Here is a 13,832-nt window from a genome sequence, read left to right as displayed (position 1 = left end):
CCAACCTAAGAGGTCTTCACCCTTTCACGATGTAACCAACGTCCTGGCCGAGTACAGCTAGGCCATGGCACCCACGGGCGTGGCGCCGTCGTCCGGAATTGCAGCGCCTTCCGGGACCGCTGCCTGTGCCACCGCCATCCCTGCGGCCTGCAGGAGGTTGCGTTCCTCGATCAGCTCCTGGAGCCAGTAATAGGAGGCCTTGGGCGTCCGCTCCAGGGTTTCGAAGTCCACGTGGAGCAGCCCGAACGGCTGTTTGTACCCGGCCGACCACTCAAAGTTGTCCAGCAGCGACCACACGTAGTAGCCACGCAGCTCGATGCTCTCCGCGATGCCTCCCGGCGCCGTTGCCTTCACCGCGGCCTCGATATGGTCGGACAGGTACTTGAGGCGGCGCTCATCGGGAATGGACACGGTGTTGGTGGCTTTGTCCCGGACCAGGATGTCCTCGAAGCTGGCCCCGCCCTCGGTGATGTACACGGGCGGCAGGTTGGGGTACCGGGCTGCCATTTCCTTCAGCGCCACCCCCATGTACTCCGGCTTGACCGGCCAGCCGTAGGCAGTAATGTCAGCCTCCGGCCAGGCTTCAACGTGGAACGGGGCCGTACCGCCGGTGGCGCTGATGTCGCTGCCCATGGCTTCGGCCATGCTGGCAGGCACCGCACCGCTGCCTGGACCCACTGCGACCTTGGTGGGCATGTAGTAGTTCAGGCCGTAGAAGTCCAGAGGCGCGGAGATGAGTTCCAGGTCTTCGTCCGGGTGCTCGAAGGAGCTGAAGAACTTTGCGGCCCGGACCAGGTCAGGGTATTTGCCCTTCAGGACGGGATCCGCGTAAAGGGTGTTTTGTGCCAGGTCCATCAGCCCGGCCGCGACCTTGTCCAGGGGGTTGATCGAGTTGGGCACCATGGGCGAGTAGACGTTGGTCATGCCGATTTCCCCGCGTACCCCTGCAGCCCGCAGCGCCTGCAGTGCCAGGCCGTGGCCCAGCAGCTGGTGGTGGACGGTGGGGAAGGCACCCAGAAGCAGATCCTTCCCAGGGGAATGCAGCCCCAGCGTGTAGCCGTTGGTGGTGACGGTGGCGGGCTCGTTGATGGTGACCCAGCGGTCCACCCGGTCCCCGAACGCCTCGCCAAGGATGGCTGCGTATTCACCCAGGCGGTAGGCCGTGTCCCGGTTCATCCAGCCGCCGTCGTCGTCCAGGGCCAGCGGGGTGTCCCAGTGGTACACGGTGGCCATCGGCGAGATCCCGTTGGCCAGCAGTTCGTCCAGGAGCCGGTCGTAGAAGTCCAGGCCGGCGCGGTTTGCCGGGCCCTTGCCCGTGGGCTGGATCCGCGGCCAGCCAAAGGAGAACCGGTACGAATCCACGCCCAGCTGCTTCATCAGGGCCACATCCTGGGGCATCCGGTGGTAGTGGTCGGTGGCCACCACGGGGCTGTGGTCCCCCACGATGGTTCCGGGCCTGGCAGCGAACCGGTCCCACCCTGCGGGGCCGCGGCCGTCCTCCTCCAGTGCCCCCTCGATCTGGAACGCAGCGGTAGCCACTCCAAGGGTGAATCCGGAGGGAAGGAGGGCGGCAAGATCCTTGGCGGTGATGTGCATGCGGGGCTGCAACTTCCTAGGCTGGGGGCGGAAACTGTACCCCCCAGAATCTCACACCGCGGGGATGCTGACGAGTGGCAATCCGGGCCTTCCTGCTAGGGTCTGGGCATGGATGGAAAACTGGGGAAGTTCATCGACGATTTTGCTGCGCTGGTTAATCTGGCGCAGTCCGCAAGCCATAAACCGCAGGCCGGAACACAGCTGGTTGAAGCCCTGACCGGGCATCTCGGCGTGGCTGCCGGGGAGCTTTCGGTGGTGGTGGAACAGATCCCGCCGCACCGGTTTGTGGATGCCGACATTGTGATGGCAGGCCTGGTGGAAAAGGACCCCGCTGGCCGGCTGGTTGGCATCGGCGGTGGCGGCCAGCGGCATCACCAGTCCCTGAGCGACATGGTCCAGGAATCACAGCTCTACCCGCAGTTCCCGCTCGCCAAGCCGGACTTCGCGAACCTCGCGGTGGGCCCGGACAGCCACCGCCAGGCCGTGGCCCTGGGCCTCTGGCTGTTCAGCTTTGACGGCAAGCCACTGGCCGTCCTGCAGCGCGACAGCAGCCCGCAATCCGGCCGCCCGCAGGCGACGCTTGAAGTCCTCGCCGCGGACCGGGATGCCGCCACGGGGTTCCTCGCAGAGTTCCGGCGCCGGATGGATGGCAACAGCGTCCTTAAGGGGCAAGTGATTTCCCTGGTGATGAACGAATACGGCCCCAGCGCCGCGGGCGTGACGTTCCATCACCGGCCAAGCCTCCCGGCGTCGGACGTCATCCTGCCTGCAGGACTCCTGCAGAAGGTGGCGGACCATACAGTGGGCATCGCCACGCACCGCGCTTCGCTCAGGGACCACGGCCAGCACCTCAAGCGCGGCATCCTGTTGTACGGGAAGCCCGGGACCGGAAAAACGCACACCGTCAGGCACCTGCTGAGCCAGAGTGCAGGCTCGACGGCGATCCTCCTGTCCGGCGGGTCCCTCGCCAGGATTTCCGATGCGGCGCGGATGGCCCGGGCGTTGCAGCCGTCCATTGTGGTGATGGAGGACTGCGACCTGATTGCCGAGGACAGGAGCATTGGGCACGGCCCGCAGCCGCTGCTTTTTGAGGTGCTGGATGCCATGGACGGGCTGGACAACGACGCTGATGTGGCGTTTGTGCTCACCACAAACAGGCCGGACATGCTGGAACGGGCCCTGGCCCAGCGCCCTGGCCGGGTGGACCTGGCCGTGGAGGTCCCGCTGCCGGGGCGTGCGGAGCGGATCCGGTTGTTGGAGCTCTACGCCCGCCACGTTGGCTTCTCGCGGGCTGCCCTGGCGGCTGCCGCCGAACGGACGGAGGGCACCACCGCGTCCCTCGCCCGCGAACTGGTCCGCCGCGCGGTGGTGGCGGCCGCGTTGGAGGGCGCAGCGGTGTCCGACGCCCACCTCGCCGCCGCGGTGGAGGACCTGATGGCCGACGCCGAATCCCTCACCCGCAGCCTGCTGGGCAGCGGTGGGGAACCAGCCGAAACCTAGTCGCCCGGCGCGTCCGCTTTGGAGAGCTCGCCGGTGATCCGTTCGCCCGGGATCCGGGCCGTGCGCCACGTGTCGAGCGCGATGACCGCACCCAGGATGAGCAGCGACAGCGACAGCGACGCCAGGGCGTCGGTGAACCAGTGGTAGCCCAGGTACAGCCGGCTGAGCGCTGCCAGCACAATCCCGACGCCGGCACCTATAAAGCCGAGCACGGCGGTCCGGGTGTTGGTGCGGCGCGAGACGATCAGGAAAACGCCCACCAGCAGGAAGTCGCAGGCACCCAGGACATGGCCGGAAGGGAATGAGAACGTGTGGTCGGCACCGAACAGCATCAGTTCCACAGGCGGCCGGGACCGCCGGACGATCTGCAGGATGATCTGTGAAATCACCACGCCCGTGAGCATGCCGCCCGCCAGGAGCATGGGCCGCCAGGCATGCTTGGCCGCGAACCCCCACACCAGGATGATCACCAGGACGATAATCGGCAGGGCTATGGGTCCAAAAACCACGGCCAGGAAGATCATCACCGCTGTGAGCACCTCCGACCGGGTGGACAGGAGCCAGTTCCGGGCTGATTCATCGGCCGACGCCAGCCCATCCCGTTGCAGGACCCCAAGCAGGGTTGCCACAAACAGGACAGCCCCGACTGCCATCAGGATCACGGCCCAGCGGTACAGGGCTGTTCGCGCCGCGGGGTCCATGTAGCGCTCTTCCACAACGAACTTGTCGTGGAAGCGGCGCCACCAGTTGGGGCCCCTGCCGGATGTTCGCTGTCCTGGTTCCTGTGCCACGTGTGTGTTCCGCCCTTGCGCCGATGATGAGACCTACGGTGAAGATTATCCCCGTTGGCCGCCGTTGGGTGGTGATTGACGCCGCGGGATAGCCTGACGGCATGGGTGCGATGAATGAGCTGATCAACAGGCAGTCGGTGGGGGTGCTGGCCGGGATCCTCGTCACCGCAGCGCCCGCCGCCCGGTGGCCGGCGCTCGCCGGGGCCGGCACGGGCCTGGCTGAACTCAGCCTGCGCCAACGCACTGACCAGGTCAGCGCCGCGCTGGTGGCGGACCTGGCTCACCTGCCGGACCCTGGCTACGCGACGGCGGCCCATGTGCTCCGGAAGGCGCTGGCTGACCCCGGGTTGACCGGATGGATCCTCTGGCCGGTCTCCGAGGCCGCCGTCACACTGGCCCTCGAGTCGAGTGATGCCCGCGATTTTGGCGACTGCCTGGCCTTTCTCGCTGAGCTGACGCCCCGGCTGACCGGGGAGTTTGCCATCCGGCGGCTGCTGGCCCGGGATCCGGACGCGGCCCTGCAGGCCATCCGGACCTGGACGGACCACCCCGACGAACACGTCCGCCGCCTCGCCAGTGAGGGCACCCGGGCCTACCTGCCCTGGGCTGTCCGTGTCCCGGCCCTGGTTCAGCGCCCTGAAGCCACCCTTCCCATCCTCGACGCCCTGTACCGCGACCCGTCGGAGTACGTGCGCCGCTCCGTGGCCAACCACCTCAACGACCTGGCGCGCCACGCACCCGCGGTAGTGGTGTCGACGGCGGCAGGCTGGCTGGCCGCACCGGACGCCAATACGGCGTGGGTGGTCCGGCACGGACTGCGGACTCTGGTTAAGAAGGGCGATCCGGAGGCGCTGGCGCTCCAGGGCTTCGAACCGGCGTCGGTGGCTGTCTCGGAGCTCCGCCTGGACCGGATCGAGGTCGCCATGCCAGGGGACCTGGGCTTCGAATTCGAGATCTCAAACAGCGGCAGCGAGCGGGCGCGGCTGGCGGTGGACTACGCGGTCCACTACCGCAAGGCCAACGGCAGCCAGTCCGTGAAGATCTTCAAGCTCACGGCACTGACCCTTGCCCCGGGCGAGACCAGGACGCTGGGGAAGCGGCACGCCTTCAAACCGATGACCACCCGGGTCCATCATCCTGGTCTGCACGCCCTGGAGCTCCAGGTCAATGGCCTACGGCACGGCCGTGCGGAGTTCAACGTCAGCACCTGACAGCCGCGATGCCGGCTCCGTCAGTCCTCCGTGGGTGTGGTCCTGTTGGGGTGGTAGGTCCGCCAGCTGTGCTCCGGTTCGAACCCCAGCAGCCGCCGCGCCTTGTCAATGGAGAGCATGGTTTCGTGCTCCCCCAGCTCCTTGGTGACCCGGACGTCCGGGAAGACCTCCGCGGCCAGGCTGGCGCTGGAACGGCTCATCACGGTGTCCGCGTTGGCCACGATGAACGCTTCGAACCCCGGCTCCCCGTACTCGAGCGCCCGGACCACGGCCTGGGCGCCGTCGCGGCCGTCAATGTAGCCCCACAGGTTCCACTTCCGCAGTGTGGCGTCGGCATCAAAGGACGGGAAGTTCTCGTAGTCCTGGGCATCCATCACGTTGGAGAACCGCAACGCCACGATGCCCAGTTCCGGGTCCCAGCGCGTCAGTTCGATCGCCATCTGCTCTTCGAGGTGCTTGACCAGCGAGTAGGTGCTTTCCGGCCGGGCGGGATATTCCTCGTCCACGGGGATGTATGGCGGGTCCACGTCGAACGGCAGCCCCAGCACCGTCTCGCTGGACGCGTACACCACCTTTTTGATCCCGGCGCGGCGGGCGGCCTGGAAGACGTTGTAGGTGGAGAGCATGTTGTTTTCGAAGGTGGCCGCGTCCGGGAGGATGCCCGGGGCGGGGATCGCCCCAAGGTGGACGACGGCGTCAAAGCCTGAGTGCCTGTCGTCCAGTCCCAGCAGCACATCCAGGACCTGGCCGTAGTTGCGGAGGTCCACGATGGCCAGGCCGGGGCTGCGGTCCCCCGCCCGGTCCAGGTTCAGGACCTGGTGCCCGTCAGCGGTGAGCCTGCGCACCACGTGCCGCCCCAGTTTTCCACTGCCGCCTGTCACTGCAATTCTCATGGGTGTCCGCCTTGCCCGCTCAGGAAGTGTTCGACGGCGGCAATGGCCGCCTCCGTGATTTCGCCGGGGTCCCCGCTGCCGTCCACGGACACCACCAGACCCCGGCCAGCGTACACGGAGACCACTTCGTGGGTTTCGCGGTGGTAGAGGTCGAGGCGGCGGCGGAAGACATCCACGGTGTCGTCCTTGCGGCCCTGGTCCTTGGCCCGCTGCAGCATGCGTTGTTCCAGTTCGGCGTCGGGTGCCCGCAGTTCGATGACGGCGTCCACCCGCTTGCCCTGCGAGCGCAGCATGTTGTCCAGTTCGGTGACCTGCGGTGCCGTGCGGGGAAAGCCGTCCAGCAGGAACCCGGCCTCGACATCGGCGTCCAAAAGCCTGTCCTTGACCAGTGCGTTCGTCAGGTGGTCGGGCACAAAAAGGCCGTCATCCAGGTATTTGGCTGCTTCCTTGCCCAGCGGGGTCTCTTCGCTGACGTTGCTGCGGAAGATGTCGCCGGTGGAAACGGCGGGGATCCCGAAATGCCGCGCCACGTGCTCGGCCTGGGTGCCTTTTCCGGAGCCGGGCGGACCGATGATGAGCAGTCTGGTCATATTCCTTGTCCCTCCGCGGCGTCATCGCCACTGTGTTGGGGTCAGCCTCCGGCAACGCCGGTGCGTGCTTCATTCTGCCCATAAGGGTCAGCACAATGCCAGCCGCCGGGAGGGGACCGGAGGCTGGCATGGTGCTGGCGGGGAGTCAGAACTTGGAGGCAGCCCCCGTGAACGGGGTTGTCGGTAGCGCGTAGCCATTGCGATCCGTCATTCCGGCGGCCGGGGTGTAACGGTGGCTGCCGGGTTTGCTCACCGAGTTGCCTGTCCCGAACCGGCTTCCAAGGGTAATCGTCAGTTCGTTCGTTGCGGCGTTCCAGGCCAGCGAGGACACCACGGAGCCGCTGACGCCTGTACCGTGGAAACTCAGGGCTGTAGCTCCCACATAATTGCCGTCAAGCTTCACCGAGCCAATTCGCGCAGTTCCGCAAGCCGGACTGCCTATGGCGACGCTCAGTACCTGGTCAGTGCCGACGTTGACAGTGACCTGTTCTGAACCGGCCACGACCTGGCTACCGCCCGTAGGGCTCCAATTGCTGCAGATACTCGAGGGGTCCAGCGCCTCGGAGAACTTGATCACCACCTTGTCGCCCGGGTCAATGTTGTTGTTGCTTCCTCCGTTGAGGAGTGTCAGCGCCTCGACAGCCGGCGCCGTGGTGTCCTTGCCCGAGGTAGCCGTCCCGGCAACAACACTGACGTTGCCCGCTGCATCCGTGGCGACCACCGAATAAGTGACCGTCGGGTCGTTGAGCGTGGTCAGGTCCATCACGGCACTCCACTGGCCCAAGCTGTCGGCAGAGACTGTTTTCGGAACCGAGTGCACTGCGCCAGCGTCCTTGGCGGTAATCGTCACCGATGACAACGGCTCGGCGTTGCCGCTGACCTGGACACCCCCGACAGTGCTGCTGGTGATCAGCGCCGGTGCGCTGATTGTTGGCGTCGGTGGTGGTGTGGTGTCTGCAGCAGCGACACCTATGCTGCGTGCCGATTCCGCCCCGGCCCAGGCGCCGAGGACGGGCGTGACGGTGTAGTACCAGGTGCCGGCCGGCAGGGCGGCCTCGGTGCAGGTGAGCGCATCGATGTTTCCGGCGCACGCTCCCCCGGCGGCAACCTTGGTGCCACCGGCAGCTGACGGGTAACGCGCAACGGTGTAGCGGGCAACCGGGCGGCCCGCCGCCGTCGTGCCCTGCTGCCAGCTGACCGAAGCGGCACCGGCAGCTGCCGATGCTATGGGTGCTGCCACAGCCTGTAATGAATCGGCGCGGGCTGCTCCGGCGTTGCTGCCCAGGGCCTGCCAGTAGGCGTTGGCCGCCGGCCCACCCCACGTAACGGCGAGCGCCGCCGTGACCACGCAAGCGATCCGGGTCCTGGCTGTACGGTTCATTTGCGGGCCTCCAGGGTGACGGGCAGGCTGAATGTGGCGCCTTGGCACACTGAGGCTGATGCAGTGGACATGGCTGCGGCGCCGGGCAGAGTGATCAGCGCCGTCGAGTTGGCTGCAATAGTGACCGGCGGGGCCAGCGGCGCCGCAGGAGCAACGAATGTCACCCCGGTGGTGAGGCAGGTCGCGTGGGCGGCGTCTGCCGTGGCCGCGCCGCTGCCCGTGATGGCGTAAACCTGCACGGCGTAACTGTTGGGGTTGAACGCCCGGACGGCAACATCGGCGGTGCCGCCCGGGACGAGGGTGGTTTGCGGGCTGTCACCTGCCACGAGCGCCTGCGCCGTGACAGCTGCCATGGTGCCGTTGGTGGCGGAACCGGTACCCGAGCCCAGCAGTGCCCAGTAGGCGAAGGCACCGCCCGCGCCCGTCGCCAGGCACAGCGTGAGGGTTGCCGCCGCAGTCCTGGCAGCCAGCTTTCGGGGCGCAGGCCGCGACGCAGACTTTATGGTGGTGGCTGTGAAGAGCCCGGTGGCTGCCCTGTGTCGTCCGGATGTCATCTCAGTTCCCTTCCCCTACGGCGGAGTAGGCGAGCTGAAGCGTGGCGCCCTTGCAGCCATCCTGGTTCAGCGCCGTGTCCAGCATGGTGATTTTCGGCCACACTGCCGAAGACGATTTGAGGTTGCTGAGGGTGCTGGGCCCGACCGGAAGGGTCAGTGGATAGCCTCCGCTGTAGTTGGTCACCACGTAGTCCGCCATGGTGCAGGGAAGCCCCGCCGCGACGGCTGCCTGGGTCCTGGTGATGCCGGCGATCGTCACCGACAGGTTGGACAGCGCCAGGGTTTTGTTGTTCGGGTTGGCGAAGGATGGATTGAGCGGGAGCGTGGATCCGGGGGTGAGCAGCTGGCCGAGGTTCCCTGAGATGCTGAACGTCTTCTTTGCGGCCTGGACGAACAGTTGGACCACAACGCCGGCGGCCTGGCTGTCGCCGGCGGTGGTGGAAAGGGTGAGGTCCGCTTTGCCGTTCGGGGTGGTGGCTGACGTTGCCACGGTGAGCACAACCGTGGCGGCCTTTCCGGAACCCAGCGTGACCGACGCCGGCGCGAAGACCGCCGTCGTGCTGGCCGGAAGTCCCGAAACAGTGGGAGTGACGGTGCCGCTGAAGCCGTTGGCCGAGGTCAGTGCCACGGAATAGGTGACAGTATCGCCCTGGTCAACCGTCCGGCTGGCGGGAGTGGCCTGGATGGTGACGCCCTTTTTGGTGCTGCCCTGGCTCCCGCCCTGGCTGGCAGCGAAGATGGTGCCGGCCGAAACGAGCATCACCAGAAGCCCCACCAGCAGCACTTTGACTGCTGTAGTGGTTCTTCGCATGGCAGTGCGGAAGTACCCGGATTCGTTCTGCACGTCTTGCCCTTCTGGTTTGGTCTGGGAGTTGCGGGCGGGTTGGAAATCGCCGGCGGGGAAGGATCAGGTCGTCCCCCCGCCGGCGAAGCCTGTTAGACGCTGCCCACCGTGATGGTTACGACGGCGCCCTTGCACGCGTCCTGGTTGACGTCTGCGTTGTCGTTGAACGTCAGGGTTCCGGAGCCCACTTCGATGCCTGGAGTGTTAGCAGAGACGGTGGTGTTACTCGTGTCTGCGGTGACGACAAACCAGCCCGGAAGGCATCCGGTGACATTCGTCGTCACAGAGGCTGTGAGCGCACCCACCTTGGTGCTGCTGGATGTTCCGTTGTCAGCCGTATAGGACACCGGAACGCTGTTACCCGGGGCAAGGCCAGCAGCGAAGTTTGCGTGCAGGGTAATGGTGCCTTGACCGGCCGAATTGGTGGCAGTGCCACTGCCCGAGCCCGTCGTGGTCCAGTAGGCGTAGGCTGCGCCGCCGCCACCGGCCACCAGTGCGAGCGCTCCAGCAGTTGCGAGGACCTTGTTCTTCTTCGTCATTGTGCGCATGAGTAGGACTCCTTTGTCTGAAAGTAAGAGCGATGATGAGACTCACAGCGTCCGGGCCCGCTGTGGGATCCTGGCGTTTGGCTGCTCGATGACGCTCATACTTCCGGGCGATGGGAACGCGAACAACGCGTAGTGGTACTGGTCTTTTGGCACAGCTCCTGCCGGCGACCTCTTGGTTTCACCACCTGGTACTCACTTTTTGCCGCGGCGCCGCCCAATCCGTGACGGTGCAGTTTCAGCGGCTGGCGCGTGTATATAATTTTGGATACCGGCTTAGCAGAAGGCCGTTGGAAAGTTCGTCGATCCAGCGACCGTCACCCGTTCCCCGTTGCACGCGGAACCGCTGTGGGTTGCTGGCTCGTTTTGACCTGAGCGATTGGCACCAGAAAATCGTGGCCGGCGAGTCAACTGCAAAACCCGATACATCCATCACAGAGCACCTCCATGAACTGGTCCTCAGCAGTTCCGACGTGGAGGACTTCCTGAGCGAACTTGCGCAGGTTTCTGCCCGCAACCTCTCCGAGCCGGGCGACGAGATCCTGTGCGCCATCACGTTGCTGCGGCCGCGCAAGGCCGCCACCACTGTTGCCAGCAGCCCGGGGGCCGATGGCCTGGGCCAGCTGGAACACGAGTTTTCGCACACACCCAGCATGTCCGCCTCCCTCGGCCGCGAAACGGTCCATGTCCGCGACGTGAGCGGGGACGTCCACTGGGCGGACTACTCGGCGGCAGTCCTGGCGGAAGGCGTCCGGTCGGTCCTGGCCCTGCCTTTCGAGCTTGAGGGCGAAACCAAGGCCGCTCTGCTGCTCTATTCCAGCCGGCCCAACCGCTTTGCGGGCCGGGTGCTGAAATTTGCCGAAGAATTTGTTAAGCAGACGTCGCTGGCCCTGCGGCTGGCTGTCCGTTTTGCGCATTACAGCGAAACCGCAGCCAACCTGCGGGCCACACTGGAATCACGGACCCAGATCGACATGGCCGTGGGCATCATCATGGCGCAGAACCGGTGCAGCCAGCAGGAGGCCTTCGAAATCCTGCGGACCGCTTCCAGCACCCGGAATTCGAAGCTTCATGACGTGGCCACCGCGGTGGTCAATTCCCTGGGCCAGGGCCCGGCCAAAACCCACTACGACGGCTAGGACCCGCCACCGTCCGCCTCCCGGGGCGGCAGGGAGCCGACGTTGGAACCGCCCACCACCACGACTGCTCCGACCAGGAGCGCGGCGTTGGCCCAGAAGATTCCCAGGACGCCCAGCGGCGCCGCAAAAGCTCCGACCGCGACGGGCAAAGTAACCTGCGCCAGGCGGTTGACGCTCATCCGCAGCCCCAGGACTGCGCCGTGGCTCGACGAGGCGGTCAGCGCCACCACCCAGGCCATGGTCAGAGGCTGCGGAATACCCAGGCCAAGGCCAAGGCCCACCATCACCGCAATGGCGCCGGGGGCACCCACCAGGGGCAGCGCGGCGAGCGAGAGCACTGCCGCACCGATGGAAACCATCAGCATTGCCTTGCGGCCGAATTTATCGATCAGGCGCGTCAGCCCGAGCCTGCTGGCGACTGACACGGCCGCGCGCAGGGCAAGGAGCATTCCCACTACCGGCGCACTGACATTTTGCTCCGACGCCCACACGGGGACGAACGCATACATCAGGTCAACGGTCACCAGCACTGCTCCGCTGACCACCAGGGACCGCCACAGCCCGGGGGTCTTCAGCACCGTGGCCGCACTGGCCCGGGGCGCCCCCGCCTGCCGCCGGTTCTTCCGCAGCCCCGCATCGGTGCGGCGGAGGAAAAAGTAGGCCGGCAGGGCCAGCGTGCTGAATGCCAGGCACACCAACAGGCCAAGGCTGGTGTCCGGAGGATTGCCGCCGGGCACAGTGGCCGCGGCCGCGAAGGTGACAGCGGGCGGTCCCACCAGTTGTCCGATCGAGGCCGCGGCAGTGAGCGTTCCGAACGCGCTGTCCCTGGAGGCGCCGTGGCTGACGTGCGCCACAAAGGCCTGCTGCCCCACCATGACCATCAGGTGGCCCAGGCCAATCACGGCACTGGCCAGCAACAACACGGGCAGCCCCGGCACCAGCAGCATCAGGCCCGTCCCGCCCGCCGCAAGCAGCAACCCGGTAAAAGCCAGCACAATCCCGCCCACTTTGTCCGCCAGCCTCCCCACGGGGAAGGCGGCAAGCAGCGCAGGAAGGGCGAAGCTTGACGCGAGGGCGCCCAGGAAGACCGGGTCTGCCCCGGCGGCGAGCGCGCGGTAGCCGATGATGAGCCGGATGCCCACCCACGAGGCCTGGGCCAGGATGGCTTGGCCGCTCAGGGCCGTCCGCCAGCCTGCATGGCTCACGGGCGCAGCGGTATTTCGTCCGCTCCCCCCAACAGCCTGGTCAGGTCATCGATGCTGTCGCGGGTGGCCTGGTAGCGGTCCGGATCGAGGTGGAAGATGGCCAGCTGCAGGGCGTAGGCAAGCGCCATGGGAATCAGCTGGGTCCGGTATTCGGTGTCGTCCCCGCGCCGGGCGGCAAGCAGGTGGTCCGGGCTGGGCCGGAAACGGTAACCCGGAACGTCGGAAAGCACAATGCTCCGGCCGCCGCGCCGCGCCGCCTCGGAGATGAGGGTGGGAAGGTGCAGCGGCGCTTCCCGCAGCGCCAGCGCTATGAGGGCGCTGTTTTCGTCGAAGCTGACGAAGCCTTCCGCGAGGTCCTTCGGGGTGGCGCCCAGCAGGACGGTTGCCAGGCCCAGCCGCCGCAGCCGGCGGGCAAGCAGTTCAAGGGTGGGCCGTTCATCGTTTTTTGAGTACAGGTACACCACGCTGGAGACGTGCAGCGCCTTGGCGGCAGCGTCCAGGTCCTCCTGCGGCACAAAATGCGGCAGCCGCTTCAGCGCCCTGATCTCGTCGGCGATAAAGGCTGTCAGGTCATGGCCCGATTCCCCGCGCATCACGGTGGCGCTGGGAACCGTCTCCTCTTCGTCCCTGCGCAGGTCTGCCCGCAACTCCGGGTAGCCCCGGTAGCCCAGCTTCTTTGCCAGGCGAACCACCGTGGATTCATGGGTCCGGGCCCGTTCGGCCACTTCAGCGGCCGGGATGCCCGCCATATCCCCGGACATCAGCACGTTCATGGCGCGCTCCTCGGAAGCGCTCAGCCTGACCGTACTGCTGGCAACTACTGCTTTGAAACTCACTCTGGCTCCCCTTTGAGATCCGCGTTCCATTCGATGTGATGCTTGACACTATGCCACGGACATGCAATCCTGTGCAAGATTGCAAGAACGGTTAAGGACCAATCCTGCTTCACCTATTTTCTCCACTTTGCCGCAGAGAGGCGGACAACAAAGATGCAAACCCTCAACGCACCTGTTGCGCTTGAATGGACGGTTGCCTCCGCGGCCGTCGCCGGGGGCCTGGCCATAGCAGTGGTGGGTGCCGGTTATGGCCTTACCAACACGTCCGGCGTGGGCGCCGGGTTCTTCCCAACAGTGGCCGGCACCCTGATGGCCCTGGCCGGTGTGCTCTGGCTCCTCCAGCTCGCAGCGGCTCGCAAAACGGCTGCCGCAGCACCCGCCATCGGCGACATACTGGAGTCCGTACCGCCGCACCGCGATTCCGGTTCGGCACTGGTGTCGCTGCTTGATGACGACAACAGCGAGGAACCGGAAGCGGACTTCCCGGACCGGCAGGGCATTGCCCGCGTGGGGATCATCGCCGCCGCGATCCTGCTGGCCGCGCTGCTGCTGCCCTACCTGGGCTACACCATCGTGATGACCCTGATGCTGGGCTCCATCCTCTTCCTCGTCAGCAAGCGGAAACTGTGGCTGGCGGTCCTGGTGGCTGTCGGCGCCGCGCTGGCGTCCCGCCTTGTTTTTGAAGTGTGGCTGGGTACGGCGCTGCCTACCGCCAGCATCGACTTCCTCGCCGGACTGGGGCTGTAG

The 13,832-nt window shown here is 66.3% G+C and carries 14 protein-coding genes; 4 read left to right on the top strand and 10 right to left on the bottom strand.

Translation table 11 applies throughout. From position 1 onward, the window contains the following. Positions 1–57: 57 nt before the first annotated feature. A complete protein-coding gene (locus ASF72_RS18630) occupies positions 58–1,596 on the bottom strand; it encodes a glycoside hydrolase family 1 protein (protein WP_056601327.1) in 1,539 nt (512 codons plus the stop codon). 108 nt (positions 1,597–1,704) lie between these two features. On the opposite strand from ASF72_RS18630, the gene ASF72_RS18625 reads away from it, so the two are divergent. Next, positions 1,705–3,096, top strand: a complete 1,392-nt coding sequence (locus tag ASF72_RS18625) for an AAA family ATPase (RefSeq protein ID WP_056601324.1) — start codon at positions 1,705–1,707, stop codon at positions 3,094–3,096. On the opposite strand, the gene ASF72_RS18620 is transcribed toward ASF72_RS18625, so the two are convergent. After that, a complete protein-coding gene (locus ASF72_RS18620; protein WP_082484566.1) occupies positions 3,093–3,797 on the bottom strand; it encodes a phosphatase PAP2 family protein in 705 nt (234 codons plus the stop codon). The two genes, ASF72_RS18625 and ASF72_RS18620, sit on opposite strands and share 4 nt — an antisense overlap. A 191-nt stretch (positions 3,798–3,988) precedes the next feature. On the opposite strand from ASF72_RS18620, the gene ASF72_RS18615 reads away from it, so the two are divergent. Next, on the top strand, positions 3,989–5,098 hold the full coding sequence (locus ASF72_RS18615; protein ID WP_056601318.1) for a DNA alkylation repair protein: 1,110 nt from the start codon (positions 3,989–3,991) through the stop codon (positions 5,096–5,098). A gap of 20 nt (positions 5,099–5,118) precedes the next feature. Here the strand turns inward: ASF72_RS18615 and ASF72_RS18610 are convergent, their stop codons facing one another. The 6 genes from ASF72_RS18610 to ASF72_RS18585 form a co-directional block, all read right to left on the bottom strand. After that, complete coding sequence (locus tag ASF72_RS18610; RefSeq protein WP_056601315.1) at positions 5,119–5,991, bottom strand: NAD-dependent epimerase/dehydratase family protein; 873 nt, start codon at positions 5,989–5,991, stop codon at positions 5,119–5,121. After that, a complete protein-coding gene (locus ASF72_RS18605; protein ID WP_050685110.1) occupies positions 5,988–6,581 on the bottom strand; it encodes an adenylate kinase in 594 nt (197 codons plus the stop codon). The genes ASF72_RS18610 and ASF72_RS18605 overlap by 4 nt, the downstream gene beginning before the upstream one ends. A 145-nt stretch (positions 6,582–6,726) precedes the next feature. After that, on the bottom strand, positions 6,727–7,962 hold the full coding sequence (locus tag ASF72_RS18600) for a hypothetical protein (protein ID WP_056601312.1): 1,236 nt from the start codon (positions 7,960–7,962) through the stop codon (positions 6,727–6,729). Then, positions 7,959–8,516 carry a hypothetical protein gene (locus ASF72_RS18595; RefSeq protein WP_056601309.1) on the bottom strand — a complete coding sequence of 186 codons (558 nt, stop codon included), beginning with the start codon at positions 8,514–8,516 and terminating at the stop codon, positions 7,959–7,961. Before ASF72_RS18595 ends, ASF72_RS18600 begins: the two co-directional genes overlap by 4 nt. Before the next feature lies 1 nt (position 8,517). Beyond that, on the bottom strand, positions 8,518–9,360 hold the full coding sequence (locus tag ASF72_RS18590) for a hypothetical protein (protein WP_056601306.1): 843 nt from the start codon (positions 9,358–9,360) through the stop codon (positions 8,518–8,520). 92 nt (positions 9,361–9,452) lie between these two features. Then, positions 9,453–9,908: a hypothetical protein gene (locus ASF72_RS18585; RefSeq protein WP_056601304.1), complete on the bottom strand. Its 456-nt coding sequence runs from the start codon at positions 9,906–9,908 to the stop codon at positions 9,453–9,455. Between the two features lie 392 nt (positions 9,909–10,300). On the opposite strand from ASF72_RS18585, the gene ASF72_RS18580 reads away from it, so the two are divergent. After that, entirely contained in the window at positions 10,301–11,044 is a 744-nt protein-coding gene (locus ASF72_RS18580) for a GAF and ANTAR domain-containing protein (RefSeq protein ID WP_056601354.1), read from the top strand. Here ASF72_RS18580 and ASF72_RS18575 read toward each other — a convergent pair. After that, the gene (locus ASF72_RS18575) at positions 11,041–12,249 is read right to left on the bottom strand and encodes an MFS transporter (RefSeq protein WP_050685105.1); all 1,209 of its coding nucleotides are present in this window, start codon (positions 12,247–12,249) and stop codon (positions 11,041–11,043) included. The genes ASF72_RS18580 and ASF72_RS18575 overlap by 4 nt on opposite strands. Next, entirely contained in the window at positions 12,246–13,085 is an 840-nt protein-coding gene (locus ASF72_RS18570; protein WP_162242826.1) for a MurR/RpiR family transcriptional regulator, read from the bottom strand. Before ASF72_RS18570 ends, ASF72_RS18575 begins: the two co-directional genes overlap by 4 nt. Before the next feature lie 153 nt (positions 13,086–13,238). Here ASF72_RS18570 and ASF72_RS18565 point away from each other — a divergent pair, with 153 nt between their 5' ends. Continuing rightward, positions 13,239–13,832: a tripartite tricarboxylate transporter TctB family protein gene (locus ASF72_RS18565; protein ID WP_056601301.1), complete on the top strand. Its 594-nt coding sequence runs from the start codon at positions 13,239–13,241 to the stop codon at positions 13,830–13,832.

This window comes from Arthrobacter sp. Leaf141 (assembly GCF_001424565.1).
Classification (GTDB): Bacteria; Actinomycetota; Actinomycetes; order Actinomycetales; family Micrococcaceae; genus Arthrobacter.
This window is presented reverse-complemented; position numbering and strand designations above follow the sequence as displayed.